Origin of the sequence: Serratia sp. J2, assembly GCF_046269175.1 — a bacterium.
Lineage (GTDB): Bacteria > Pseudomonadota > Gammaproteobacteria > Enterobacterales > Enterobacteriaceae > Chania > Chania fonticola_C.
Window position 1 is genome coordinate 93,866 of record NZ_JBKABN010000017.1, and the last position, 25,425, is coordinate 119,290.

22 protein-coding genes are annotated in these 25,425 nt (G+C 51.8%); 15 read left to right on the plus strand and 7 right to left on the minus strand.

What is annotated here, in order from left to right; genetic code table 11:
* Positions 1 to 6: 6 nt before the first annotated feature.
* The 4 genes from ACKWMY_RS17945 to ACKWMY_RS17960 are packed head-to-tail and all read right to left on the minus strand — an operon-like array spanning position 7 to position 4,434.
* A complete protein-coding gene (locus ACKWMY_RS17945; RefSeq protein WP_152529926.1) occupies positions 7 to 459 on the minus strand; it encodes a hypothetical protein in 453 nt (150 codons plus the stop codon).
* A complete protein-coding gene (locus tag ACKWMY_RS17950; protein WP_308870501.1) occupies positions 446 to 1,114 on the minus strand; it encodes an alpha/beta hydrolase in 669 nt (222 codons plus the stop codon). The genes ACKWMY_RS17945 and ACKWMY_RS17950 overlap by 14 nt, the downstream gene beginning before the upstream one ends.
* Positions 1,114 to 2,379: a DUF4123 domain-containing protein gene (locus ACKWMY_RS17955; RefSeq protein WP_308870500.1), complete on the minus strand. Its 1,266-nt coding sequence runs from the start codon at positions 2,377 to 2,379 to the stop codon at positions 1,114 to 1,116. The genes ACKWMY_RS17950 and ACKWMY_RS17955 overlap by 1 nt, the downstream gene beginning before the upstream one ends.
* A 30-nt stretch (positions 2,380 to 2,409) precedes the next feature.
* Entirely contained in the window at positions 2,410 to 4,434 is a 2,025-nt protein-coding gene (locus tag ACKWMY_RS17960) for a type VI secretion system Vgr family protein (protein ID WP_409486748.1), read from the minus strand.
* 357 nt (positions 4,435 to 4,791) lie between these two features.
* On the opposite strand from ACKWMY_RS17960, the gene aegA reads away from it, so the two are divergent.
* The 3 genes from aegA to ACKWMY_RS17975 all read left to right on the plus strand — a co-directional run bounded on the left by aegA (position 4,792) and on the right by ACKWMY_RS17975 (position 9,193).
* The gene (gene aegA / locus ACKWMY_RS17965) at positions 4,792 to 6,801 is read left to right on the plus strand and encodes a formate-dependent uric acid utilization protein AegA (protein ID WP_024528825.1); all 2,010 of its coding nucleotides are present in this window, start codon (positions 4,792 to 4,794) and stop codon (positions 6,799 to 6,801) included.
* 21 nt (positions 6,802 to 6,822) lie between these two features.
* Positions 6,823 to 7,350, plus strand: a complete 528-nt coding sequence (locus tag ACKWMY_RS17970; protein WP_173409161.1) for a 4Fe-4S dicluster domain-containing protein — start codon at positions 6,823 to 6,825, stop codon at positions 7,348 to 7,350.
* A 211-nt stretch (positions 7,351 to 7,561) separates the two neighbouring features.
* Positions 7,562 to 9,193, plus strand: a complete 1,632-nt coding sequence (locus tag ACKWMY_RS17975; RefSeq protein WP_409486749.1) for a mucoidy inhibitor MuiA family protein — start codon at positions 7,562 to 7,564, stop codon at positions 9,191 to 9,193.
* 199 nt (positions 9,194 to 9,392) lie between these two features.
* Here the strand turns inward: ACKWMY_RS17975 and chuY are convergent, their stop codons facing one another.
* Positions 9,393 to 10,016 (minus strand): anaerobilin reductase, encoded by a 624-nt coding sequence (gene chuY / locus ACKWMY_RS17980; RefSeq protein ID WP_024528828.1) that lies wholly within the window; start codon positions 10,014 to 10,016, stop codon positions 9,393 to 9,395.
* 12 nt (positions 10,017 to 10,028) lie between these two features.
* Entirely contained in the window at positions 10,029 to 11,366 is a 1,338-nt protein-coding gene (gene hutW / locus ACKWMY_RS17985; protein ID WP_409486750.1) for a heme anaerobic degradation radical SAM methyltransferase ChuW/HutW, read from the minus strand.
* Between the two features lie 425 nt (positions 11,367 to 11,791).
* Between hutW and ACKWMY_RS17990 the strand changes: the two genes are divergently transcribed.
* Genes ACKWMY_RS17990 through ACKWMY_RS18005 form a run of 4 tightly spaced genes read left to right on the plus strand, consistent with a single transcriptional unit; the run spans position 11,792 to position 15,388 of the window.
* Positions 11,792 to 12,904, plus strand: a complete 1,113-nt coding sequence (locus ACKWMY_RS17990) for an RNA ligase RtcB family protein (protein ID WP_199062951.1) — start codon at positions 11,792 to 11,794, stop codon at positions 12,902 to 12,904.
* Positions 12,904 to 13,521 carry a peptide chain release factor H gene (gene prfH / locus ACKWMY_RS17995; RefSeq protein WP_409486751.1) on the plus strand — a complete coding sequence of 206 codons (618 nt, stop codon included), beginning with the start codon at positions 12,904 to 12,906 and terminating at the stop codon, positions 13,519 to 13,521. The genes ACKWMY_RS17990 and prfH overlap by 1 nt, the downstream gene beginning before the upstream one ends.
* Positions 13,522 to 13,571: 50 nt before the next feature.
* On the plus strand, positions 13,572 to 14,285 hold the full coding sequence (locus ACKWMY_RS18000; protein ID WP_199062949.1) for an RNA ligase family protein: 714 nt from the start codon (positions 13,572 to 13,574) through the stop codon (positions 14,283 to 14,285).
* Positions 14,273 to 15,388, plus strand: coding sequence for an AAA family ATPase (locus tag ACKWMY_RS18005; RefSeq protein WP_409486752.1), 1,116 nt, complete (start codon positions 14,273 to 14,275; stop codon positions 15,386 to 15,388). The genes ACKWMY_RS18000 and ACKWMY_RS18005 overlap by 13 nt, the downstream gene beginning before the upstream one ends.
* A gap of 106 nt (positions 15,389 to 15,494) precedes the next feature.
* Here ACKWMY_RS18005 and ACKWMY_RS18010 read toward each other — a convergent pair whose 3' ends face one another.
* Positions 15,495 to 16,073, minus strand: coding sequence for a YiiX family permuted papain-like enzyme (locus ACKWMY_RS18010; RefSeq protein ID WP_409486765.1), 579 nt, complete (start codon positions 16,071 to 16,073; stop codon positions 15,495 to 15,497).
* 277 nt (positions 16,074 to 16,350) lie between these two features.
* Between ACKWMY_RS18010 and ACKWMY_RS18015 the strand changes: the two genes are divergently transcribed.
* The 8 genes from ACKWMY_RS18015 to ACKWMY_RS18050 all read left to right on the plus strand — a co-directional run bounded on the left by ACKWMY_RS18015 (position 16,351) and on the right by ACKWMY_RS18050 (position 25,410).
* Positions 16,351 to 18,255, plus strand: coding sequence for a methyl-accepting chemotaxis protein (locus ACKWMY_RS18015; RefSeq protein WP_409486753.1), 1,905 nt, complete (start codon positions 16,351 to 16,353; stop codon positions 18,253 to 18,255).
* Positions 18,256 to 18,493: 238 nt separating this feature from the next.
* Complete coding sequence (locus ACKWMY_RS18020) at positions 18,494 to 19,639, plus strand: transglutaminase-like domain-containing protein (RefSeq protein ID WP_409486754.1); 1,146 nt, start codon at positions 18,494 to 18,496, stop codon at positions 19,637 to 19,639.
* Entirely contained in the window at positions 19,611 to 19,973 is a 363-nt protein-coding gene (locus ACKWMY_RS18025) for a mercuric transporter MerT family protein (RefSeq protein ID WP_211135987.1), read from the plus strand. The genes ACKWMY_RS18020 and ACKWMY_RS18025 overlap by 29 nt, the downstream gene beginning before the upstream one ends.
* Positions 19,970 to 20,260 carry a heavy-metal-associated domain-containing protein gene (locus ACKWMY_RS18030; protein ID WP_024528838.1) on the plus strand — a complete coding sequence of 97 codons (291 nt, stop codon included), beginning with the start codon at positions 19,970 to 19,972 and terminating at the stop codon, positions 20,258 to 20,260. The genes ACKWMY_RS18025 and ACKWMY_RS18030 overlap by 4 nt, the downstream gene beginning before the upstream one ends.
* A 510-nt stretch (positions 20,261 to 20,770) precedes the next feature.
* Positions 20,771 to 23,212, plus strand: coding sequence for a glycogen/starch/alpha-glucan phosphorylase (locus ACKWMY_RS18035; RefSeq protein ID WP_409486755.1), 2,442 nt, complete (start codon positions 20,771 to 20,773; stop codon positions 23,210 to 23,212).
* Between the two features lie 68 nt (positions 23,213 to 23,280).
* Positions 23,281 to 24,552, plus strand: coding sequence for a SpoIIE family protein phosphatase (locus ACKWMY_RS18040; RefSeq protein ID WP_308870463.1), 1,272 nt, complete (start codon positions 23,281 to 23,283; stop codon positions 24,550 to 24,552).
* Between the two features lie 50 nt (positions 24,553 to 24,602).
* Positions 24,603 to 24,941, plus strand: a complete 339-nt coding sequence (locus tag ACKWMY_RS18045; protein ID WP_211135989.1) for an STAS domain-containing protein — start codon at positions 24,603 to 24,605, stop codon at positions 24,939 to 24,941.
* A 28-nt stretch (positions 24,942 to 24,969) separates the two neighbouring features.
* On the plus strand, positions 24,970 to 25,410 hold the full coding sequence (locus tag ACKWMY_RS18050) for an ATP-binding protein (protein WP_211135990.1): 441 nt from the start codon (positions 24,970 to 24,972) through the stop codon (positions 25,408 to 25,410).
* Positions 25,411 to 25,425 lie beyond the last annotated feature (15 nt).

Here is a 25,425-nt window from a genome sequence, read left to right on the forward strand (position 1 = left end):
AGGCTGTTACTTAACACCAAGCCTCTCCCTCAGTAGTGGCATGTAGCTATCGATGTTATAAGTTTTATCCCCGGTGATGCTGGCGCAGGCGTTATGGGCGTAAATAAAATAGCTTACGCCAACACTTAGGCCTAAATCATTAAGATCGGGCGTTTTGGGGTCTAAAAGGCTATAGCTTTCTGGAATTAAGTGTGTAAAAACATCTTCTGAACCGATATTTAAGACTTCTCTAACAATAATAGACTTGCCCATGGCGAGGTTTAAAGGTGCTCTGGATTTAACAGTGTCATATTGCTCACTCATGCATAGACGGTATTTATCGCACCCAGATAATTTGTTACTCTCACAATAAGCTTTTGACATTTCGGTTAGATTGTCAATATATAAATAAGAGATGTAGTTACTTTTGCACCCAGAGGTGAAAAGTAATAAAAAAAGCATGTAGTTATATTTTTTCAACTTTATTTGACTCCAGCTTAAACATTTCTTCGGCGTTAGCATGTCCGGTATAGGACATACGAGGTAACATATTTAGTGCCTGATTATAATCCGCACCTGGACAACTCTCCCAAGGGCCACCCGTTCGAGCGATTAGATTGGCGGAACTTCCATCTGCAATCGAATAATCAATGTAGATATTATCCCAGCGTTTGACATTGGCGGGTTTGGGGCTTTTGCCTTTCCTGGATACCGGATCAAGCGTTACCAATAGTTCAATCGGAATATCGGGGTTTTCCTTCGCCAATAAAATCGCCCGGTCCCCACCCCAGCTATGACCGACCAGCACGATCTTCTGCCCGGCAGCATGCCACTCTTTCATTAGCGGTGCGACTTTCCCACCACCATGTTCGGAGTAGGCCACATCCTGTTTGCGAGTGTTATCCTTGGTATCTCTACCATTTTTCTTCTCATAAGGAGCAAAAACAAACTTTAACAAAGGTTGAAAACTTGCGTCCATCGCGCCGCCAACAAACACCACCAACGTCTTTAAACAATTGGTGGTGATCTTACCTTGCTGCTCCTTTACGCTAGGTAAGATAATGTAGTCACTCGGGTCGTTATTCTTGTATTTATAATCAAAACCCGGAAAAATAATTCCATCTGATGCGCACATTATCTTGCCTCCAAATGCTTACGTAACATCAACAGTTCCTTTCTGATGCGTCGCTGAGTGTAGGCCACCAACTCAGCGAGCCGTTCGTCTTCCTGATTAATGTGGTTATCAGCAAAATGAGCCTTAACCCAAGGGTAGAGTGGGTCATCAAAGACTTTATGGCCCAGGAAGAACTGTAATGCCAGGATAACCGCCTGTCCGTGCAACGTGGTGATCCCATGCTCCTGAAACCAATTTTGATCCTGAGCTAATAGGCCAAACATCTGATGTATGGGAACGTACTGCGCACGCTCAGGGTAAAGTGAGCGTACATAATCCACCACGTGCTGCTCTTCATACATATAGGGTAACTGGTTAAGTTGCAGGGTTTTTAGCCTTTCCAGCGCTGCCAGGTAGTTCTCTAACCGCTCGCCCATGCTTCGTATAAAAACCAACCCCAACTGCTGATTTAACACGGCTAACTGCCCTGGCTCCTCTGCTGCGGTTGTCAAATAGGGCGCGACGATATGCTCAAGCTGGAGATCGGTATCAAAATGACAGCCTAAACTGCAGGCTAAATCAAGGAATTGGCAACGATCGTTAAAACGCTCCAGCCGGTGCGTTTGGCATTTTTCCGCGATAAGCGTAATGAACCGCTGGACCTGTTCATCGCCCAGCAGACGGGCGCGCTTCGGATATTTATCGGTAAAGTAGCGCTGTAGCTGGTTAACCTGTTCGGTCTGGTTTTGCTGCTTTAACTTGGCGAGTTGCGCTTCTTCCAGCGTTACTATCCCTGTCAGAATTGGAGCTGCCTGGGCAGGTAATTCAATCATCTGTTGCCGGACCCAAAGCGAGCTGAACACCCCCATCAGCTGATTTTGCTGGGACTCGGTGGAGGCCGCCAGGATTAACGGTAGAAATTGGGCGTCCCAATAGCGGAAAAATACCGTCTTCCCATCCGGCAAATGAATCTGCGTCAGGCCCCGTAAATGGTCGAGAATGCGCTGACGCGGCTGTTCACTGACTGCCAGCCATCCCCAGTCAGATGAGGCTGCTTGACTCACCCACGCTAAAAACGGGCTATTAACCGACAGCTCCACCAAATAGGGCATCACTTCGTGCCAATCTTTGTAGGCCGTATAGTGATAAATCCCTTCTGCAACACGGGAGCCATCCAGTTGATAGTAGTGTTTCAATGGCTGCGCATCGCTGACGCTGGACAACACCGCATACAACCGTTGTCCTGATGCGCAATTGGCCAGCCATTGCTGTAGTTGACTCTCCATATCTTCGTTTCCTCCGGCAAGCTGTCCCGATTAAATCGCGCAACCCTGTTGTTTACATCGCTCACACTCTTCGCAAAATGCTCGCGGTTGTTTAAACGCACTAACCTGTGCAGGATTTAGCGCAAAGGCAGGGATGCTGGTTGGGATGGGAATAACATCGGGCATTCTGCCACCCCATCCTCTGCCGGAGCCCGGGCTGCCGGTACCTACATCGAGCGTGGGGCCGATCGTGACGCCACTGGGATCGATTTTTATAAAGCTGGAGCCGGCCTTTAAGGTGATTTCCGTGCCAGTTTCTATCACTATTTTAGTGCCGGACTTCAGGTGAATTTCCTGCCCAACCTCCGTCAATAAGGCGTTGCTGGCGTTAATGTGGAAATTGCTATTCACGGTCAGGGAATAATCGCTTTCTATCCGGTCACGCTTTTCGCCATTAACCTGCAGAAAATCATTGTGGACAATTTGTTGTCTGCGATCGTTGCCTATCCGCCGGTGCTCGTTGTGATCGATACGGGTGGAACTATCATGCAGCACCTCGGCTGTCATGTTCTTTTGCGCATCCAGATAGAGCTCCTCCTGGCCTTTTTCATCTTCAAAACGCAGTTCATTAAAACCTTCGCCCTTATGGGTTTGCGACCGGATCGACATCTGGGTTTTGGTGCCCGGCAGCTTGCCCGGGGGCAGGTTACTGGCATGATAGGTGCGGCCGATAATTACGGGCTGATCGGGATCGCCATTCAAAAATTCGACGATCACCTCATGGCCAACGCGCGGCACGGCCGACATGCCCCAACGTGGTCCCGCCCAGGGGTGTGATACCCGGATCCAACAGGAACTGCTGTCGTCGGTTCTGCCCGAGCGATCCCAGAGAAAACGGACTTTCACCCGGCCGAACTCATCACAAAAGATTTCTTCAGTGGCTGGCCCCGTGACAATGGCGATTTGTGCGCCATCAATCCGCGGCTTGGGCAGTAAAGCAGGACGCCAGGTCTGATCGTGGGGAATAAACGCAAACTGGCTGGTCACGAGAGTTCCAGTCCCACCCGTGTTACTTTCAAGCGCTTGGGGTTGCTGCCCTGAATGGTTGGCTTGGGTGATTTGCCAACGCGTATTGAGTGCCTCCAGAGGATGGTTTTCCAAGGTAAAGCGAACGCCGGGTTGCAGCGTCGGGCAGTTGCTTGCCCCTTCACCCTGATGGGCATCGTTACGCAGCGCCTGGATGCGCCAGCGGGCAAAAGATTTACCCACCTCAGTGCTTTTAAAGCGCCCTGGGAAATCGTAATGAAAGTACCTACCGGGTTGATGCTCAGTATCGCGGGCATCATCGCCGAACTCTGCCAACCACAAGGGATCTTTAAAGGTGTAATCTTTCAACAGCACTTCGGAGAGGCGTAAACTTTCCCGGCGCTTAAAGGTGGTGACGCAGGGTTCATCCAACGAGGTAGATGACTGGTCGGGATAATAGGGGAGCATCGGCCCGTCATGCAGTGCGGCGCAATCATCGGAAAACACCAACGTATGTTTGCCATTTTGGTGCTCAAAGAAATAGTAAATCCCTTCTTCTGCCGCCAGGCGATGAATAAAATCGAGATCGCTTTCATTATATTGGACGCAAAACTCACGTACGGCATGGGGATAGCGCAACGCGTGGGCGTAGTCGCTGATCTTGCTTTCTTTTAACAGGGTTTCCAGGATTTCCAGAAAATTTTGTTGCTGGAAAATACGTGAACGGTGTCCCAAACCGGCTCGCCAGAGCGAGGGACGAATGCTAAATCGATAACGCGTTTGATGAAGTCCGGCATCCCCTTGTTCGATGGAGGTGACAATGCCATTGACGACTCGCTGTACCTCGGTTTCACGCCAAATCGTCAGGGTCGCATTACTATCCAGGAGCGAGCGAAACTCCACGCTGGGCTTGGCGCTAGCCGCCTCAAGCTCTAGCGTGAACGGGCTGGAGAATTGCTCATGCAGCGTAAATCCCACCACCACAAAAGCGTCTGCTGGCAGCTTGCCAACACTTAACGTAAACCGCAGTCCACTGGCTTTCTTGCTCATCCCTAGCACGCGCTTTCCTCATTTATTACATGAATATATTCCATTCAATTACAACAAAAAATCCATAGATATATAAATAATATTAATGTATTTATGGCGAAATAACAACCAAAGGTGCTGTGTCAATGTGATCCAATACGACAGTGGGTGATTAAAACGCAGAGTTGTCCTGCCTGGCTTTATCGCGGATTGGCGCATTACGCCATTTTTATGCGAAATGTCATGGAAACCGATCAAATATAACCACTATATTTACATGGTTATAACCTTACTGACACCTGCCTACGCCAGCCAAGATAAGGAGATAACGTCAACGAAAGCGTGTTTTTTCAGTCAGCCTGTTCGGAAAGGATACCTATGAATCAATTTATCGTTGCGGAATCAGAAGCCTGCATTGGCTGCCGGAGTTGCGAGGTCGCCTGCGTGACTGCGCATCATCAAGGGGCATACCCAAGCAAGCGCGAATATTTTACCCCAAGAGTCAAGGTCATTCAGGGCACCCACGGTAATACGGCCGTGTTCTGCCACCATTGTGAAGATGCGCCCTGTGCCAATGTTTGTCCTACCGGGGCCATTGAACAGAGTGATAGCAGCATTCAGGTCAGCCAAGAGAAATGCATCGGCTGCAAAGCCTGCGCGGTCGCTTGTCCGTTTGGCATGATGACGGTGGTGACCGAAACGGTGCAGCCCGCCAATCATCGCCTGGCAGACAGCTACCAGAAGGTTGAGGCACAGAAATGCGACCTGTGCAGCGAGCTGAACCATGAGCCTGCTTGCATACGCGCCTGCCCAACTCATGCACTAAGCCTGGTGGACAACCAAACGTTGCTGGGCCAGCAGCGAGAAAAGCGGCTACGTGCTGCGGCGCGCGATCACCATAGCCAACTGTTTGGCAGTGCCGCTAATCAAAGCCCAGAAGCGAAAGCCCCGAAGAAATCAACACCGATCCGTAATCTGCTGCAACAGCCTCGGGCACCTCGTCTGGAAGCCAGTAAAATCCCGCTAGAGCTGCGCAAAACCAGCTTTGCCGAAATCTACCAACCCTTTAATGAGCAGCAGATCCAGCAGCAGGCCGAACGCTGCCTGAGCTGCGGCAAGCAGAGTATCTGCTCCTGGACCTGCCCGCTGCATAACCAGATCCCGCAGTGGATCAAGCTGGCCAGCCAGGGGCGCATCTGGGAAGCGGCGGAGCTATCACACCAAACCAGCAGCCTGCCGGAAGTGTGCGGCAGGGTATGCCCACAGGACCGACTGTGCGAGCAATCCTGTACGCTCAATGAGCACGGGGGAGCGGTCACCATCGGCAACATTGAGCGTTACATCACTGAAACGGCCTTTGAGATGGGCTGGCGGCCCGATATGTCGGCGGTGAAAGACAGCGGCAAGCGCGTTGCCATTATTGGCGCGGGTCCGGCTGGGCTGGGCTGTGCCGATATCCTGGTGCGCCATGGCATCAAACCGGTCGTATTTGATCGCTATCCCGAAATTGGCGGGTTGCTGACCTTCGGCATTCCGGCGTTCAAGCTGAAAAAGGACGTGATGGCCAGAAGGCGTGAGATCTTCAGCGATATGGGGGTGGAATTCCGCTTGAATACCGAGATTGGCAAAGATATCTCGATGGAAACCCTGCTCAATGATTACGACGCGCTGTTCCTTGGCGTGGGGACCTATAAATCGATGCGTTCCGGCCTGGAAAATGAAGGTGCGCCGGGAGTGTATGACGCCTTGCCATTCTTGATTGCCAACACCCAACAGCTGATGGGTTATGCCGAAAATCCGAAAAGCCCTTACGTCAATATGGCGGGCAAGCGGGTGATCGTACTGGGGGGCGGTGATACCGCTATGGACTGCGTCCGAACCTCATTACGTCACGGTGCTGAGCAGGTGATTTGTGCCTATCGGCGTGATGAAAAGAGTATGCCGGGTTCGAAAAAGGAAGTGAAAAATGCGCGGGAAGAGGGCGCAGAATTCATGTTCAACCTGCAACCGCTAAGCATAGTGATCGATGAGGAGGGTAAGGTCAGCGGCATTCAAATGCGGCGAACCGAAATGGGGGCTCCAGACAGCCAGGGCCGGCGGCAGGCGGTACCTGTTGAGGGTTCCGAGCATATCGTACCGGCGGATGCGGTGATCATGGCCTTTGGTTTTAGCCCGCATCGTATGGGCTGGTTGGCTGAACATAACGTCATGCTGGATAGGCAAGGGCGCGTGGTGGCGCCAACGGTGGCGGGTTATCCGTACCAAACCAGTAACCGCAAGATTTTCGCCGGTGGTGACATCGTGCGCGGCGCCGATCTGATCGTGACCGCCATTGCCGAAGGGCGCAAGGCGGCGGAAAGCATCGGCTATTACCTTAATGTGCTATAGCGCAGCTCAAGGAGAGACGGTATGAATCAGTTTGTCATTGCCGATATGAAACAGTGCATTGGCTGCCGCACCTGCGAGATTGCCTGCGTGATGGCGCATCTGGGGGATAATCCGTTGCCGATGACGGCGGAAAACTTCAATCCTCGCTTACGGGTGATGAAAACGCTTAGCGTCAGCGTACCGATGCTGTGCCGCCAGTGTGAAAATGCCCCTTGCCTGAACGCCTGCCCAAACGAGGCCATCTATAACCAGGATGGCAGCGTGCAGGTGCTCCAGTCGCGCTGCATTGGCTGCAAGACCTGCATGGTGGCTTGCCCTTATGGCGCGATGGAGGTGGTGGTCAATCAGGGTTATGGCAGCAATGGTGTCGCGTACCAACGGGCCCAGGCGAATAAATGCGATCTGTGTCAGGGGCGCGAAGCGGGGCCAGCCTGTGTTGAGGTGTGCCCAACGGCGGCGTTAACCCTTATCCGGCCAGCAGACCTGCAAGCCATGCAGTTGGAAAAGCAACAGCGCGCGGCCCGTGGTTCTGCGCCGAACCTGCGGTAAATTATCCATTACCTCACTACAACCCATTCTGCGTGATAACCGCGTGGAATGGGTTTTCTCTCAATATCAATTCCCCTCGACGTTTCTAAATGAAACGAATATCGCGGCTTTGCCTTTGAACGTGATGATCTTTCGGAAATATTACCACCATGCTGCATGCTATAATTCGTCGATATTCTGCACGGAACCTCTTTGTTAAGGATAAATGACGATGGCCCTTTTCCCAGGATTTAAAACCACGCTGTTGGCGGCATCGGTACTGTTAGCCTATTCCGGTGTGGCGCAGGCGCAAGACGTCAGGCTCAACGATGTGACGGTCTTTATTCGTGGTGCCGAGCTATTCAACAGCAGCAAAGTGACGCTACCAGCGGGGGAAAGCGAAGTCGTCTTTACCAATATTGCCAGCGGGCTGAATGAACAGAGCCTGATGCTTGATGCCGATAACGGCGTGGTCGTGCAATCTTTCAGCATAAAACGCGATTTTCTTACCGAGCATGTGTCACCTGAAGTGGAGCAATTAACCAAGCAGATTGATGATGAGGTACGCGAGCAAAGCAAATTGAACGTGCAGCGGGAAGTGATCCAGGCGCAGTTGGCGGTGCTGGAAAGTAACCGGGCGCTGGGTTCGGAGAAAGAGGGCGCTTCCGTTGAGCAGGTTAATCAAATGCTTGAACTGGTCAGCCGTCGCATGAGTGAAGTGCTGCTGGCGGATATCGAGCTTAAAGAGAAGATCGCCGCGATTGACAAGAATATCGAAAAGCTGAAGAGCCAGTTGGACGAAGCTCAGCAGAAGACAGGCCAAACGGTGAATCAGGTGGTGGTGAAGTTTTACACTGCGAAAGCGGTGACCAGCAACGTTAAGCTGTCTTATGTGATCCCGGATGCAGGCTGGGTGCCGACTTACGATGTGCGGGTCAACAGCATTACCCAGCCGGTCAAGCTGAGCTACAAGGCCAATGTGTTTCAGAACAGCGGCATCAATTGGGATAAGGTCAACCTGACGCTTTCTAGCGGCAACCCAAGCGAAGGGGCGCAGGCGCCGAAGTTGCAACCTTGGTATCTCGATTTTTATCAGGACTACTCAAGTTCCAAGATGGCAATGTCGATACCCAGACCGGCACCGGCTCCCGTTGCGGAGATGGCCGCTGGCGCGAATGCTCAAGAGCTTGATGGCGCAATGGCCTCCAGAGCTAAACGCTCCCTCTCTGACTATGTGGTCACCGACGCTGGCGGTGTGAATATCCGCTTTAGCATTTCCCTGCCTTATAACATTGCTTCCGATGGCAAAGGGCATTCGGTCACCATCAAGGATGTGGACGTTCAGGGCGACTATCGCTACGTGGTGGTGCCGAAAATCGAACCGGATGCTTTCTTGCAGGTACAGTTAAAAGACTGGGAGCAGCTTAATTTGTTACCGGGCAAGTCCAGTATCTTCTTCGAGGGGTCATTTGTCGGCCAGGGGGATATCAACATCGCCGAGGCCAAAGAGACGCTGGATCTTTCATTAGGCCGGGACAAAAAGGTTATCGTTAACCGCGAAAACGGCAAACAGCTGACCTCGAAGGCGGAGTTTTTTGGCAATTCGGTAAGCCAACAGTACTCCTTTGTCACCAGCGTGAAAAATACCCGTAAAGAGCCGATTAAGCTGGTGGTGATGGAACAGATGCCGCTGAGTCGTGATTCGGCAATTACTATCGACGGGCTGAAGTACGACGGTGCCAGCTACGATAAAGACACCGGTAATGTGCAGTGGGCACTGGATTTACCTGCGAATCAGTCCGAGAAGTTCACCCTGTCTTATACGGTGAAATATCCAAAGGATAAGCGCGTTAGCAATTTATAATTATTGCCCTCACCCAAAAAGAGAGGGGACTGAACGTGTCACATCAAGGCTATTGCAGTCGTCCTCAATATCAGTTTGGCTAGAGGCCGACTCTTGCACCTGAAAACGGCTCCGTACCAGCTCCCCCGCCCTTTGGGAGGGTTGGGGTGAGGGGAAAATTAGCCACCTAATGCCCTGGGACATCAACTTGCGTTAGGAATTACGCCGGTTTAAGACCCGGTTCGACCAGGCTGTAAACCTGCTGGTTGAGCGTTGCGCTATTCGCCAACTGATAGACGTGTGCAGCAACGTCCGCCCGCATCACAAATCCATGAACTTCTTGCCCCTGAAAGCGTTTTGCCTTGCCGGTAGCATTGCCGTTCAGCAGCCCGCCGGGGCGCAAGATGGCGTGATCCAGCGCGCTGGTCTGTAACCAACTTTCCGCCAGTGATTTTTCACGTACCGCCTGGCCAAACCCCGCTTTGGCGCGTGGTGACAGAAACGGCCAACCGTCGCCACAGCCCAACGAGGTGACGAGGATCATGCGCGATATCCCACACTTTTCCGCCGTATCTATCACTGTCCGGTGGGCCAGATAATCCTGTGCGCCTCCCATTGAAGAGATGATCGTTGCGCTGGTACCAGCAGCTTCGCAAGCGCGAGTGACCGCAATGGCATCACAAGCGTCACCGAGATAAACCTGTACGCCTTTCTCCCGCAGGCGAGCAGCGGCATCAGGATTACGTACCACCGCAACCACCGGATGCTGTTCCGCCAGCGCAAGTTCCAGGGTTAGCGCGCCAACCCCCTTGCCACCAGCGCCAAAAATCAACCATGGTTTCATCGTTCACTCCTGTTAGAGGGTAGCTACCGTAATACGCGGCAGATCCAGTTGTTGGAGCAGCTCATCAAGAGACTGCAGAATATTGCTTGCCCAGAAGCGCCCTTCGTTGGTCAGGCGCAGGCAGGTTGAGGCGTCGCGGGTTAATCCCGCCCGATGCCACTGTGCGAGCAGCGGCTTCAGCTTTTCCGCATGAGGCGTCAGTTCATCAAGCGGAATGCGCGCGTTTTCCACGCCAGCCTGTAACGGTTGACGCCACTGGCTTCGGTTACCTGAGGTACGCATCATCATCATCAGTGGTTTGCGACCCGCGGCGATAGCGTCGTGCCAGCTAGTGAGGTTGCGCTCAATCATCCAGGAATAGCCGTTGACCGAGCCCCCCGCGCCGGAGCCAAAGGCCAGACAGTCTGCACCTTGCTTAATTAGCAGGTTGTACAAATTGCGCTCTCGCGTGGTGCGCGCCCAGTGGCTATTGCTGATACAGCGCCAGCCTGCCTGATCCATGAAATCGCAGCCTTGCAAATAGAGATCGCGCCGCTCGGCAGGTGAGGGAACGGAGGTGCGGCCAGTTTCCACAGCCTTACCCAGAGGCGTATTGGGCAGCAGATTAAGGGCGTAGAGATCGACACCGTCCAGGCCGATATCGCGGGCAATCGCCAGGTCTTCGCCCCAAAGTTTCGCATCCTGACCGGGTAAGCCAAATAGCAAATCGCACACTACGGCAGCACGGTCGCGACGAACTAGCCCTTCCATAAACGCAATGGCGCTTGCACCGTCGGAGGTTCGGGCCATTTTTTTGCGGATTTTGCTATTAAACGACTGAATACCAATCGAAAAGCGATTGGCTCCGGCATCCAGACAGGCGTCAATCCGTTCATCGTCAAAGTTTAGCACCCGGCCCTCGATGGTGATTTCGCAGTCTGGGGCCAGCGGCAGGCGTTCGCGTAGTGTGGTGATGATGCTAGCCAGATCCTGTGCGGCAAGTGCCGAAGGCGTTCCACCGCCAAAATAGACAGCATGGATTGGCGCAGACTGATGAAGTGTGCTGTCCGCTTCCATCTCGATCTCGCGTAGCAGCGCATCGGTGTAGCGGGTGCACCTGTCCTCCTCGAAACGGTTTTGGTAAAAGCCGCAGAAGGTGCAGTGGGTGGCACAAAACGGAATGTGTAGATACACCAGCCGTTTGCGGCTAGGCGCGGACTGGCCGATGACGTTTTGCCAGGTGGGTGCCAGCAGCGATTTTTCCACGGGGATCGCGCCGCGCAGCGGCATCATGGCACGACGATCTGTAAAAGGCTGATTGCCTGCCAGTGCAAAATGCGGGGTTAAATCCAGCTCAGTGTCATGTTTCAACTCAAGGTCCTTCAATAGGGCAGAACTGATGGAGACAGGGCTGCAAGGAAGCGCAGCCACTCAGACCTGTCATAGTTTAACTGAAAATGATTACCATTTGCATTTATATACTGACAATCGTCAGTAGAGTCTATCCGGCCAGCAGCCAATTAAATGCAACGTTGACTTGGGTCAAACTTTTCAGTGCCCAAAATTAAATTTTGGTTGCTGACGCTAACAAGCATTGCTAACGCTGGAGTTTATATGTACTATCGCCGCGTTTTCCCATTCATTCACTTTGCAAAGGAGGTACATCATGAATTATCAAGCACTGTTTACCCTTTGCGGGTCGTATCCTCAGGCATAATTTCCTGTTCTCCAGGTATTGCTAGGGCTACCGCCCGCCAAATCCAAAAAATTAGATAAAATATTAATCAGGATTGGTTATGAGCAATACTATTGGCTCCGTTACGCCGCGAGTTTCATTGATCGCGTCGGAACACACCTGGATTGAAGGAAATGCAATCCAACAATTAGAAATTACCGCCAAGCTGCCGGATATGGTGCGCGTGGTCGGGATGCCAGATTTGCATCCCGGCCGTGGTTACCCGGTCGGTGCCGCTTTCTTTTCACAACATCGCTTCTACCCGGCGTTAATCGGTAATGATATCGGTTGCGGTATGTCGCTATGGCAAACAGATTTGCTGGCGATGAAACAGTCGCTGGATAAGCTGGAAAAAAACCTGGGCAATATTGATGGCCCGCTAGAGGAAGAAGCGTTGGGGGATATTCCGCCAGCGCTTCGCGATTACTCTCGTGCATTAGGCACCATTGGTGGCGGTAATCATTTTGCTGAACTGTTACGCATCGATGAAATATATCAGCCGCAGGCCGGTCTCGATAAAAAACGCCTGATGCTGTTGGTTCACAGCGGTTCGCGTGGCTTGGGCCAGCTCATACTGGAACAGCATGTGCGTGCTCATGGGCATCATGGCCTACTGGAAAATACCGTTGCGGCCAACGATTATCTGCAACAGCATCAACAGGCGCTGGATTTTGCAGGCTTAAACCGTCAACTCATTGCCCAGCGGATATTGCAGCGGTTACGCACTGCTGGCGATTGCCTGCTGGATATCCATCATAACCTGCTGGCGGCGGCCACCATCGAGGGCGTGAGTGGCTGGTTACACCGTAAAGGGGCTACGCCGTCGGATGACGGTCTGGTGGTGATCCCCGGTTCGCGCGGTGATTACAGCTATATCGTCCAACCGCTGCCTGCCGCCAGCAGTTTGTATTCGCTGGCGCACGGTGCGGGGCGCAAATGGATGCGCTCGGAGTGTAAAGATCGCTTATCAGCGCGTTTCAGCACCGAGCAGTTGGCCAGAACCCGCTTCGGCAGCCGAGTGATTTGCCGCGATCGCCAACTGATTTATCAGGAAGCGCCAGAAGCCTACAAGCCGATTGATAGCGTAGTGGGAGCCTTGCAGCAGGCCGGATTGGTCACGTTAGTGGCGCGTATGCAGCCAGTGTTGACCTACAAAACCAGCGGGGGGCAGTGATGATCTTATTACAGATCTCTGCCGCCCAGGGGCCGGATGAATGTTGCCTGGCGGTGAGTTTGGCACTGCGTCAGTTCCACAGAGAGGCTCAGGCCATGCAGGTGGAACTGCATGAGGTTGAGCGGGAAGAGGGGCGCCTGCCCGGCACATTGCGTTCGGTGCTATTGACGCTTAACGGCGAAGCGGCGGAGCCATTGGCCGCCAACTGGTGCGGGACGTTGCAGTGGATTTGCGAAAGCCCGTGGCGCACTGGGCGTTCCAGAAAGAACTGGTTTATTGGTGCAGCGCGTTTTTCTCCGGCAACGGTGCCAAAAGAGAGTGAGATCCGTTTTGAGACGTTGAAGTCCTCCGGGCCAGGTGGGCAGCACGTGAATAAAACGGAATCGGCTATTCGCGCCACCCATATCGCTAGTGGCATTAGCGTCAAAGTGCAGACCGAGCGCAGCCAACATGCCAATAAACGTTTGGCGTATTTACTGATCGCTCACCGTTTGGAACAGCTTGAGCAACAGCAACTGGACGAACAGCGTGCTGAACGACGGATGTTTCACCATCAAATAGTGCGCGGTTCACCGGTTCGGGTGTTTAAAGGCGACAGCTTTACGCCGCTTGCTTAATCAATATCGGCCTGATGGGGCAGGCTGGTAACCCTATAAGAAGAAAAGAAATGGAAACACATAAATATGGTCGGACGTACCATTATCCATTCTCACCGGGCACCACCAGTGACGATCGGATCAATAAACATTATTGGCAAGACATACGGTTAATTCCCTCACTGATCCATACGGAAAAGCTCGATGGTGAGAATAACTGCCTGAATCGGTATGGCGTATTTGCACGCTCCCATGCGGCACCGACGGTTTCTGCCTGGACGCGCCAGATCCGCCAGCGTTGGCAACTGATTAAAAATGACCTGGGCGATATCGAGCTGTTTGGGGAGAACCTGTATGCCACGCATTCAATCGAATACCGTGGCCTGCAACAGGACTTTTATCTATTCGCCGTACGCTGTAAAGACATGTGGCTGAGTTGGCAAGAAGTGCAGTTCTACGCGGCATTATTTGATTTTGCCTGTGTGCCAGAAGTGGTACAGGATATGCCGCGCCAGACGGAACAAGAATACCGCTCGGCAATACTGGAGCTAGTGGGGGGCGTGGGGAGTTTTGCGCCGCACGACGTACATACCGGCTTGCCATGCACCATGGAAGGGATTGTCACCCGCAATGCGGCTGAATTCCCGGTGGCGCAGTTTTCCCATAACGTATTTAAGTACGTGCGTAAAAACCATGTGAAAACCGATCGCCACTGGAGAGTGAATTGGCAACGAGCGCGTATGGCGTACGAGTATCAGCAGGAGGATAAACCATGTGGTGCTTAAGTGAAGACAAGCAGTGGGGCAGGCTGGCGGATAAATTCCGTTGGGTGGCCGACATGCATCAAGTGCCACAAGATCCCCGCCATCATGCGGAAGGGGATGTGGCAATCCATACCCAGTGTGTGCTGGCGGCACTGACCGAGTCGGCGCAGTTTTTGGCGTTGCCAGAACAACAGCAGGAGCTGGTTTGGGCCGCCGCGCTGCTGCACGATGTTGAAAAGCGCAGTACCACGCGGGTTGCAGACGATGGTTCAGTGACCTCACCCAATCACGCTAAACGCGGTGAGCTGACCACGCGCTCGATCCTCTATCGGGATATCGTTACGCCTTTTCAACTGCGTGAACAGGTAGCCGCCTTGGTACGTTTTCATGGTTTGCCGTTGTGGCTCATGGGGCGGCCGTCGCCAGAGCGGGCGCTGTTATTAGCGGCTTTAAGGTTGGATACACGGTTGCTGGCGATGTTGGCACGGGCGGATGTGCTGGGCCGCGAGTGTGACGACCAAAACTGCCTGCTGGATAACATCGAGCTGTTCGAACTGTTTTGTCAGGAGCAGCAATGCTGGGGTCAAGCGCGTCCTTTTGCTAGCGATAGCCAGCGTTACCACTATTTGACGCATCTGCAGGCTAGCGTGGATTTTGTTCCTTATGAGCAATTTCAGAGCGAGGTGACGTTACTGTGTGCGCTGCCAGGAATGGGTAAAGATCGCTATATCGCGCAGCATGCGGCTGGGCTTGAGGTTATCAGCCTGGACAACATCCGCCGGCAACACAGGTTGTCTCCTACCGACAAGAACGCGACCGGCTGGGTCGTGCAGCAGGCCAAGTCGCAGGCAAAAACGCTGCTACGGCGGGGTGAACCTTTTGTCTGGAATGCTACCAATATTACCAGGCAGTTGCGTAGCCAGTTGGTTGAGTTGTTTACCGCCTATGGCGCAAGGGTGAAGATTGTTTACCTGGAAGTACCGTATGCCCAGTGGCAGCGGCAGAATGCCGAGCGGGAATACAGCGTACCTGCTGAGGCAATGGCGCGGATGCTGGGTAAATTGGAGATCCCGCAGGCGGATGAAGCCCATGAGGTGGAGTTGCGGGTGCAGGACGCAAGCTAGCCTGTTTTTTGTGTACCCAAAGGACGCGGGGGCTAGCGTCTGGTGCTGAGCTAATATGTAGCACATGTTGTCCCCCATCCATGTGGATGGGGGACGTCACCGTAGATTAATTCGCGATCACCGTGACCAACAGCGGTGATTCAAACATCGCCTTCGGCGAAATAACCGACTCATCCCACGGGATTTGCGTTCCGTAGCGCTCCTTCAGTTTCTGCTGCACGGCAGGAGCACCAAAGTTAAATTCACGCACTTTTTGCAGCTTGCCGATTTGTATCCCTAGTGCGCGATCGTAAATCTTCCACACCAACTCTGAGCAATATAACCTCTCATCTGACCAGGAAAACTGCATGTCGTAGGGCTTCCCGGCAAAGCTTTTGGCCTGCTGGCGTATTTTTAGCTGCGTGGACGGCGTCATCATTTGCTCAGCGTTCTTCAGACGTTTGACGACAAAATGCTTTTTCTCTCCCCGATCGATCCAGGCGGCCAGCGGCGTGTATTTCACCGTCGATACTGCTTCAAATACGTAAGGCTTGCCATCACGCAACAGAATGATACCCATGTGGCTGTAACGCGAGCCGGTGGCCTGCTGTATCGCCAGGCTCTGTGCCGAGCGGGAAGTGTGGAAAATGATGTCACCATCCTGCACGGCAGGTAGCTCGCGAGCTTGGCTGACCAACACGGTCATCAGGCCGATGGTGAGAAACAGAATTGCCCACAGGCGTTTGGTAAAAATCACGTTCAATCCCTCGAAGTTAGAATCTGGCGATTTTATCGGGGCTGTGTGAAGTGAGGATGAAGTGGTAGAACAACGCTGGGGGGCGTATTGGCAGTCCTCATGCATTAATAAAAATAATGATATTTATCAATGTAATAATAACAATTCTATCATTGTGGTTAAAGGGTGCTTAAAGCAGGCCGATAGCTGTTCTATTGATGTTGTCACCTAAATAGGACGAAACCGGATGTTAGGGATCTACCGTATATCGATGAGAATGAAGCTTTTCATTGCTCTGTTTCCACTGCTACTGGCTTTATGCTGGTTTGCCGGGTCGGGTATGAAAACCCGTATCCATACCGAACGTCAGATGGATGCCATCGTTCAGTTAACGGCAATTGCGCGTGGTGCAGGGGATGTCGTGCATGAGCTGCAAAAAGAGCGTGGTATGAGCGCAGGTTACCTGGGCTCTGGCGGTGGGCAGTTTCGCACTGAACTAGCAGATCAACGTAAACTGACAGATGCGGCTATGGCAAAATTTAGCCAACTGTTATCCAAAACGGATAGCAGTGCATTGGAAGGGATTGATACATCGGCGATTCAGTTATTTAACGACCAAACCCAGTTACTGAGCGAGGTGCGTAATAACGTCAGCAATTTAAAGAGTGCGGCGCCACAAGCTATTGGTTTCTATACCAAGACTATCTCCCAGGTGCTGGATTTTGTTGGCGGTATTGGGCATTTGACGACATCGGGCAAAATTGGCCAGGAATTGTCAGCGTATTACAGCCTGCTTAACCTGAAAGAACAGTCGGGAATAGAGCGAGCATTACTCTCGGGTGTTTTCTCTAGCGATCGTTTTGGTGATGGGCAATTCCGCCAGTTGAGTGATGTGGTGGGAAAACAAGAGGCCTGGCTTTCTGCGACTCGTCGCTTCAGCACCGCGGAGCAGGCGGTGGCGCTTGATGGCGCATTACGCTCTACATCGGCAACTGATGCCCTAAAGTATCGTGAGATAGCGCTCGATAAAGTGGCAACTGGTGGATTCAAGGTCAATCCTACCGATTGGTTTAAGGCTCAGACTGTGCGCATTGAAGTGCTGCGTCAACTAGAGAATCAAACCGCTGACACGTTACAAAAGCATGCGGCAGAGTTGTCACGTACGGCACGTAGCGAATGGATGACTTTTCTGTGCATCAGCCTTCTTTCTCTGGCCGTGGCCTTGGCGATAGCCATTGTCGTTGCGCGGAGTATCCATCTGCAACTGCAAGGAACGTTGAAAACGATTGGTGAAATGGAGGGTGATTTGACCCAACGCCTCAGCGTGCCGGGTAGTGATGAGTTGTCAGCACTGAATCATGCCTATAATCAATCCATTGAAAATATTCAGCATATTGTTAAAGAGATTAAATCCGGCTCAGAGATCCTTCACCATGCAAGCAGTGATATCGCCGCTGGTAATCAGGATTTGGCGCAACGTACTGATGAACAGGCGGCATCTATCGTTGAAACTGCGGCAAGTATGGAACAAATGTCCACGGCGATCTCCCAGACTGCAGATAACGCCCGCGAAGCGGAACAACTCACGCTGGCAATGGAGCGCGATGTCATGCAGGCGAATCACGTGGCGAATGAAGCCAGCCAGAGCATGACGGAGATCCGTAATTCTAGCGAGCAGATTGCACGTATCGTGGCCTCTATTGACGACATTTCTTTTCAGACTAATTTATTGGCGCTCAATGCTGCGGTAGAAGCTGCTCGAGCTGGCGAGTCTGGAAGGGGATTTGCGGTGGTAGCGAGTGAGGTGCGTAACTTATCTCAACGTTGTGCTAAAGAGGCGAGCCAGATCCGGGAGCTGGTTAATCAAAATATGGAAAAAATTGCGGAAGGCGTCGCCCGGGTTTCGGCTTCTGGGGTCGCACTAAAGGCGGCAGCAGATAATTCAGGACTGATGAAGCAATATGTTAGCGATATCGCTCAAGCCGCCAACGAACAATCATTGGGGGTGGGGCAGGTTCATCTGGCTTTGAATCAACTTGAACAAGTCACACAGCAAAATGCGGCTTTGGTTTCCCAAGCGGCCAGTGCCAGTCAGGTACTGGATAACCAAGCGGCAGCGATGACCAAATTAGTGAATCGGTTCATCGTATAATATTCTTGTTGCAAGGACGGTGGGAGTAATCCCGCCTCTTGCTCGATCATTCGTTTCGTAGCGTATTTTTATTATTCTTGATACGTCTCCGCTTTCCTGCATGCCGTTTACCGTATATTCCCTGATGTTTTTTCGTGTAAGCGGTATGTCGTTTTGTGCTGTGAGGGTGCATACTATCGCCCCTCCCAAAGGCGGTGGGCAAGGCTTTGGCGTTATCTGACAATAAAAAGGAACGGTGATGGAAAGGCGTAATTTTCTCAAGGGTGCTGCTGCGTTATCTTCTTTTGGGCTGATAAGCCCGGTCTGGTCTGAGTCGCGGAAAACGGATATCCCTGCGTCAACCTGCGTGGATAGCAGAAGGCGTTTTGTGATGACTCAAACGTATCAACTGAAAGCGCCAGCAGGCTCGGAAGGTAAGGCCAATCTGTGGATCCCGGTCCCCATGGACACCGCCTTTCAGCAACTGAAGCACATTTCTTTTTCTGGCAACTATCAGCAGGCCTACCTCACGGCAAATAATACCTACGCAGCCAAAACGTTGTTTGCTTCCTGGCCGGACTCCAAAGGCCCGATGGAACTCAAGGTGGAAATGCTGATTGAAACCTTGGACTGGGAACCGCTGAAGAGCAACCAACTGGCCGAATGGCACCTCCCGCAAACCGATCTGGTGTTCCCCGCAGAGATACAACCCTATCTGAATGCGACCCCGCATATCCCGGTAGACGGTGTGGTGAAAGAAACGGCGTTGAAGATCGTCGGCGACGAGAAATCGCCTTTACAGCAGGCGCGGCTCATTCATGAATGGGTAAGAACCCATATGCATCGAGACGATGCGGTGATTGGCTGCGGGACCGGTGATGTGGGGCAAATCCTTAAGGCCGGTAAGCTGGGCGGAAAATGTACCGATATCAACTCCGTGTTCGTCGCGTTGTGCCGTGCCAGCGGGATCCCCGCGCGTGAGATGTTTGGTATTCGCCTCGGCGCATCCCGCAAGCTGGGGAACTATTCGAAGAAGGCATTTGGCAGCGCTGATGAACAAGGCGTGGCAAAAGTCAGCGGTGGGCAGCATTGCCGGGCGATGTTCTGGCTGGCAGGTTTCGGCTGGTTGCCAGCCGATCCGGCCGACGTCACTAAAATGCGTCTGACCGAGAAAAAAGAAAACGGCGATGCCGCCGTTGAAGCCGTCAACGATTACCTGTTCGGTAACTGGGAAATGAACTGGGTTGGTTTTAACTACTCCCGTGATTTCGCGCTTTCGCCAGAGGCAGAGCAGGGTGACCTCAATAACTTTGGTTACCCCTATGCTGAAGTGGATGGCGACCCGTTAAACTTCTACGATCCGGCCGAATTCAGCTATGACTATGTCTCTGTCGAACAGCGTTAAGGGCAGCGTAGTGACGCTGCTGGCGGCTTTGCTTGCCGCCGCAGCATCGACACTCTGTTGTCTCGGGCCGTTGTTGTATCTGGTGTTTGGTATCTCGGCTGCCGGGCTGACGGGGATCCCGGCGCTATCCTGGTTACAGTGGCCCATGATTATTGTGGCTATCGGGTTGATGCTGCGAGGATTTTGGCGGCTTTATCTGTCGCCACGCCCGGTCTGCGTGAACGTCGTCAGCCGTCGGGTACTGATTTGGCTTTACTGGCTGTCGGTACCGTTGCTGTTGGCGTTGATGACCTACCCCTACGTATTACCTTGGATTTGGGAAATGATGGAATGAAAAAGCGCATTTTGCTGCTGCTGGCTCTGGTGTTGATTGCGCCGCGGTTATGGGCGGAGAACCAGAAAGTCACGATTGATATCAAAGCCATGACCTGCTCACTGTGCGTCATCTCCATCAATAAAGCGTTGCGCTCTACTGATGGGGTGATTAAGGCCAAAGCCTCACTGAAAACGCACCAGGCAGAAGTGATTGTGCCCGAGGGGTTTGATAATCAGCTATTGCTGACGGCGATTTCCCGTACCGGCTATAGCGGCGAAATCCAGGGCGTAGTGCCAGCCCCGTAGTTTTTACTCAGGATTGAACCATTGTGAACGCGGTACACGAAGCTGTGAGGGGATCGGCATGATAGCTGAGCTATGGCAGCGCTGATCCTTCTAAGTCGAACTCAGATCTCAGCGGGCGTCATGCCAAAAGTAAAAGTCCGATACCTGGAGTGTATCGCTGGAATTAGGGCATTTTATTTAAAAAGTAGGAAATGAAAGCCCACTCAGTTGCGTGGGTTTAAACGTATTCAGCACCTGTATTACACTCCGCGACTCAATAACCCTTTTCAGGCGTTAAAAAAACAGTCTCTTCAAGTTAATTGGGTATAAAGAACGGCAGGGTATCACCCTGCGGGTTCTCAGATCTAGAGCACTATCGCATAGGCGTTTGAATTATTTAAACTTGATATTTGGCAATTTCCTCTCAAATAACCGAAAAACCGTCTACACTTGGCAGAGAAATGCCGACCGCTATTCATTTTCTCGTATCTGAGTTAACCATTCAGATAGCTGACTTTTTTAGGGATTAACATGAAGACTATACAGAAACGTGTTGAAATGCCTGGGGTTGAAGAGATAAAAAGTAGCTTAATCAATAAGCTGAGATACGACTTATGTTTGGAGCTCAAGGATGCTACCCCTGCGGATATCTTTAATGCGTTGGCTTTGACCCTGCGGGATTACCAGCTGGATAGCTTTTTCAATACCAAACGTTGTCAGCAAGAGGCAAAAACTAAGCGACTTTACTATTTGTCGATGGAGTTCTTACTTGGCCAGTCGTTGCGTAATAACCTGATGAATCTGGGATTGTTGTCCTGTGTAGAACAGGCAGTGAATGAATTAGGCTTTAATTTTGAGAATATTACCATCCAGGAACCCGATGCCGCACTGGGCAATGGAGGATTAGGCCGACTGGCCGCCTGTTTTATCGATTCGATGGCCACGTTGGATATTGCCGCTTCAGGTCATGGCATCAAATATGAGTATGGTCTGTTTAAACAATCCATACAGAATGGCAAGCAGGTTGAACAACCGGATGACTGGCACAGCACCCATTCTCCCTGGTTGATTGATCACCCCTCACAAGTGATGCTAATCCCCATCGGTGGCCACATCGAAGAGAGCGAAGATATTGATGGCAACTACAATCCTATGTGGATGGACTGGAAGGTTATTGTTGGCGTCCCACACGACTACTTTGTCACCGGCTATGGTGGCAATACGGTAAATAAACTGCGCTTATACAGCGCGAGCGCTTCAGACTCATTTGATGTTCATATATTTAACCGTGGTGACTACCTGCGTGCAGTTAGCCAGAAAATAGCGTCAGAGAACATCTCTAAAATACTTTACCCGGCCGATGAGATTCAGTCAGGGAAGGAATTACGTCTGACGCAAGAGTATTTTTTGGTTGCCTGTACCTTACGCGATATTTTGCACGAATATGCTCAGCGCTCGGAAGACATCACCGCATTGCCCGATGCGGTTGCCATCCAGTTAAATGATACCCATCCGGCACTGACCATCGTTGAGATGATGCGTATGCTAGTGGATGAGTATCGCCTGGATTGGGAGATTGCCTGGAGCATCACACAAAAAACGTGCGCGTTTACCAACCACACGTTGATGCCAGAAGCGTTAGAAACCTGGCCTGTTGCACTATTTGAGAAGTTGTTACCGCGCCACCTGCAGATTATCTACGAAATCAACCATCGGTTCCTGGCAGAGATAGCTCAGAAATGGCCAGACAAACCGGAGTTACTGGTTTCACTCTCGTTGTTTGAAGAGGGGCCTGAGAAAAAAATCCGTATGGCCAATTTGGCCATTGTCGGCAGCCATAAAGTGAATGGCGTAGCTAAATTGCACTCCGAACTGATTAAACAGCAGTTGGTTCCTCACTTTTATTTTATCACCCCGGAAAAATTCACCAACCAAACTAACGGAGTCACGCCAAGGCGGTGGATCCAGCAAGCCAACCCGAAACTGGCCGAATTTTTGTCCCGCCAGTTAACCCCTGATTGGGTTACCGATCTTGATAAATTGCAGCAATTGAAAAAATTAGCCAAGGACAGCGCAGCCCTAGAGGAGATCCAGAGCATTAAGCGGCATAACAAAGAGGCGCTTTGTCGGCTTATCACTGCTCATCAGGGGATAAAAGTCGATCCGCTATCCCTGTTTGACAGCCAGGTGAAGCGTATCCATGAATATAAAAGGCAATTGCTGAATATTCTGCACGTTATTCACCTGTATCTGGGGATTGTTGAGTCTGGCAATGCCTTGATACAGCCAAAGGTCCACCTGTTCTCAGGCAAAGCCGCGCCAGGCTATGCCATGGCCAAGCTGATTATTCAGTTGATTAATGAAGTGGCAAGGACGGTGAATAACGATCCGCGTGTCAAAGGGCAGCTCAACGTGCTGTTTCTGGAAGATTATAAGGTCTCCTTGGCCGAACATATCATTCCTGCCACCGATCTTTCAGAACAGATCTCAACGGCTGGCACAGAAGCTTCGGGCACCAGTAACATGAAGTTTGCCATGAACGGGGCCCTGACCATCGGCACGATGGACGGCGCCAATATAGAAATTCGTGACGCGGTGGGGGCCGATAATTTCTATCTGTTTGGTGCCGATGCGGCTGAAATCAACACTCATCGGCAGGCGGGTTCCCATAACCAGGCCTACCAGAATGATCCGGCAATCAGACAGGCTGTCGATGCCTTGGTATCAGGCCACTTCAACCTGGACAAGTCACTTTTTCAGCCGATTTACCGCATGCTGACAGAGGGCGATCACTACTGCCATTTGCTGGATTTTGACAGTTATCGCCAGGCCCAGCATCAGGCACTGCATGATTTTTCCCAACCCCAGTTGTGGCACCAGCGGACGCTGTTGAACATTGCTGGCATGGGGGGCTTCTCAAGCGATCGAACTATCAAGGGGTATGCTAACGAAATCTGGGGGATCCCTTGTTAAGGGGATCACAATAGATCTGGCCTCCTTCAGGGTTACTTCAACCTGAGTTGAACATAGGATCATGACGTATGGAACCGCTTACCCTCGGTCAGCCTTCTGAGACACTGCCAGTGACCGTGCTGATTGTAGATGATTCAAAGAGTTATCGGCATCTGATGGTTGCAGCCCTGACGAAATGGGGATTTAGCGTCTGTGAGGCAGAAGATGGTCAGCAGGCGTTGAAAAAATTAACCCAACGGCCGATCCATATCGTCATCAGCGACTGGGAAATGCCGGTCATGGACGGAGTCGCTCTGTGCCAGGCTATCCGCAGTGGCGATTTTGGCCATTACATCTATGTCATTCTGGTGACGGCCCGGCAGTCTCTTGAGGATCTGTTGACGGGGATGGAGTCGGGTGCCGATGATTTTTTATCAAAACCGGTGAATCAAAGCCAGCTGCGTGCCAGGTTGCACGCGGCGGAGCGTGTGCTGTCGCTCGAAAGCACGCTGGCAGCACGTAATGAAAAGCTCTCTTATGCCTATCAGCAAATAGAGTCCGATCTGCAAGTCGCTGCCAAGCTGCAACACAGTTTCTTACCCGCCCATAACCTGGTGTTAGCAGGGTTCGAATTTGACTGGATGTTTTTACCTTCGGCTTATGTGTCGGGGGATTTATTAAACTACTTCCCGTTGGGGGAGCGCCATATCGCTTTTTTTAGCGTAGACGTTGCCGGACATGGCGTAAGTGCCGCCATGCTGTCACTGGCAGTTTCACGTGAGTTTATGGCGGGCCGGATCAGCAGTCATTTGTTATTGGAGCACTCGGCCGAGGGGGAGAGGGTTCCTGTGTCACCACACCGTGTAGTCGGGGAACTGAATCAGCGCTTTTGCCTGGATAATGAGCAGATCAGCAGTTACTACACGTTGATTTATGGCGTCATCGATATCAGTAATGGCAAGGGTACTCTTTGCCAGGCCGGGCATCCGACGCCGTTTATCATCCGCGCAGACGGCGAGTTATCTTGCGTTGGTGATGGGGGGATGCCTGTGGGGTTGTTCGAGGAAGCAGAATATGAAGATAGCGATTTTATGCTGGAGATCGGGGATCGGCTCTATCTTTACAGCGACGGGATCGTTGAATGTGAAGGTCAGCGTCAGGAGCTCTACGGCGATCGGCGTTTACAGACATTACTGAGTGAAAGCCGACATTTGGCGAAGGAGCAAGTATTTGCCAGGGTGGAGAATGCGTTGAATGCCTGGCGCTGTGATGAAGATGAGCCGGTGCAAAAAACACCCGTAAGGCCGTCTCAACCCTTTGCGGATGATATTTCGCTGATGGCAATAGATCGTATCGCGTAGTAACTTTCGCTAGACCAGAACAACTAAGACATTGTGAAAAAGGAGTCGTTATGAACTTTGAGATCCAGTCTGAGAGTGGCGTAGAAATTATTGCTCCTCTGGTCCGTCGCCTTGATGCGTCTGTCGCGGTGGTATTCAAACAGGAAATATTGTCTTTTATTCAGCAGGGTAAAAACAACATCCTACTGGATTTCAGCCATGTTGAGTTTATCGACAGCAGTTGCCTGGGGGCGCTGGTATCCATCCTCAAGACATTAAGTGGCCGCGGGGATCTGGCACTCTACGCCTTGAACAGCAACATTCAGAATATGTTCAAGCTGACGCGTATGGATCGAATTTTCATTATAGGCAGCGATCGTGCTGCGGCATTGAAGCTCATGCTGCGCTGAGTCTGGTTTTGCGCCGAGGGAATGTCATATGATAATTGCCAACGCCACGCTGTGTTTACCGGCATCATTGAACAGCCTCGCGCAGCTGAGCAACGAGCTGTATGGCTTTGTTGAACCGTTTTCGCTGGATCCCGCCCTGGTTTATCAGCTCGATTTGGCCTTGAGTGAGGCATTTACCAATATTGTCAGGCATGCGGTGAATTATGACGATACGCAGAATATCATGATTGACTTGGCGAATGAGGGCCATCATCTGACTCTGACGCTGTCGGATCCAGGTTCACCCATCCCGGATAACATTTTGCATCAATGGGCGCAGCCGCCAGATCTTGCTCCAGACCCTCTAGATCAAACCAGTTGGCCGGAAGGTGGGATGGGGCTGATATTGATTCAGTCCGTGATGGACAAAGTGCAGTATGAATCGGTCAATGGTCGCAATCGGTTGACGCTGAGTAAGAGCCTATTGTAGGGCAGCTTGGCAGCA

What these genes read in the sequence shown, in the direction of transcription:
- ACKWMY_RS17950 (WP_308870501.1), bottom strand. Translation starts at nt 1,114, where the DNA reads ATGTGCGCATCAGATGGAATTATTTTTCCGGGTTTTGATTATAAATAC.
- ACKWMY_RS17955 (WP_308870500.1), bottom strand. Translation starts at nt 2,379, where the DNA reads ATGGAGAGTCAACTACAGCAATGGCTGGCCAATTGCGCATCAGGACAA.
- ACKWMY_RS17960 (WP_409486748.1), bottom strand. Translation starts at nt 4,434, where the DNA reads ATGAGCAAGAAAGCCAGTGGACTGCGGTTTACGTTAAGTGTTGGCAAG.
- aegA (WP_024528825.1), top strand. Translation starts at nt 4,792, where the DNA reads ATGAATCAATTTATCGTTGCGGAATCAGAAGCCTGCATTGGCTGCCGG.
- ACKWMY_RS17970 (WP_173409161.1), top strand. Translation starts at nt 6,823, where the DNA reads ATGAATCAGTTTGTCATTGCCGATATGAAACAGTGCATTGGCTGCCGC.
- ACKWMY_RS17975 (WP_409486749.1), top strand. Translation starts at nt 7,562, where the DNA reads ATGGCCCTTTTCCCAGGATTTAAAACCACGCTGTTGGCGGCATCGGTA.
- chuY (WP_024528828.1), bottom strand. Translation starts at nt 10,016, where the DNA reads ATGAAACCATGGTTGATTTTTGGCGCTGGTGGCAAGGGGGTTGGCGCG.
- ACKWMY_RS17990 (WP_199062951.1), top strand. Translation starts at nt 11,792, where the DNA reads ATGAGCAATACTATTGGCTCCGTTACGCCGCGAGTTTCATTGATCGCG.
- prfH (WP_409486751.1), top strand. Translation starts at nt 12,904, where the DNA reads ATGATCTTATTACAGATCTCTGCCGCCCAGGGGCCGGATGAATGTTGC.
- ACKWMY_RS18000 (WP_199062949.1), top strand. Translation starts at nt 13,572, where the DNA reads ATGGAAACACATAAATATGGTCGGACGTACCATTATCCATTCTCACCG.
- ACKWMY_RS18005 (WP_409486752.1), top strand. Translation starts at nt 14,273, where the DNA reads ATGTGGTGCTTAAGTGAAGACAAGCAGTGGGGCAGGCTGGCGGATAAA.
- ACKWMY_RS18010 (WP_409486765.1), bottom strand. Translation starts at nt 16,073, where the DNA reads ATGACCGTGTTGGTCAGCCAAGCTCGCGAGCTACCTGCCGTGCAGGAT.
- ACKWMY_RS18015 (WP_409486753.1), top strand. Translation starts at nt 16,351, where the DNA reads ATGTTAGGGATCTACCGTATATCGATGAGAATGAAGCTTTTCATTGCT.
- ACKWMY_RS18020 (WP_409486754.1), top strand. Translation starts at nt 18,494, where the DNA reads ATGGAAAGGCGTAATTTTCTCAAGGGTGCTGCTGCGTTATCTTCTTTT.
- ACKWMY_RS18025 (WP_211135987.1), top strand. Translation starts at nt 19,611, where the DNA reads ATGACTATGTCTCTGTCGAACAGCGTTAAGGGCAGCGTAGTGACGCTG.
- ACKWMY_RS18030 (WP_024528838.1), top strand. Translation starts at nt 19,970, where the DNA reads ATGAAAAAGCGCATTTTGCTGCTGCTGGCTCTGGTGTTGATTGCGCCG.
- ACKWMY_RS18035 (WP_409486755.1), top strand. Translation starts at nt 20,771, where the DNA reads ATGAAGACTATACAGAAACGTGTTGAAATGCCTGGGGTTGAAGAGATA.
- ACKWMY_RS18040 (WP_308870463.1), top strand. Translation starts at nt 23,281, where the DNA reads ATGGAACCGCTTACCCTCGGTCAGCCTTCTGAGACACTGCCAGTGACC.
- ACKWMY_RS18045 (WP_211135989.1), top strand. Translation starts at nt 24,603, where the DNA reads ATGAACTTTGAGATCCAGTCTGAGAGTGGCGTAGAAATTATTGCTCCT.
- ACKWMY_RS18050 (WP_211135990.1), top strand. Translation starts at nt 24,970, where the DNA reads ATGATAATTGCCAACGCCACGCTGTGTTTACCGGCATCATTGAACAGC.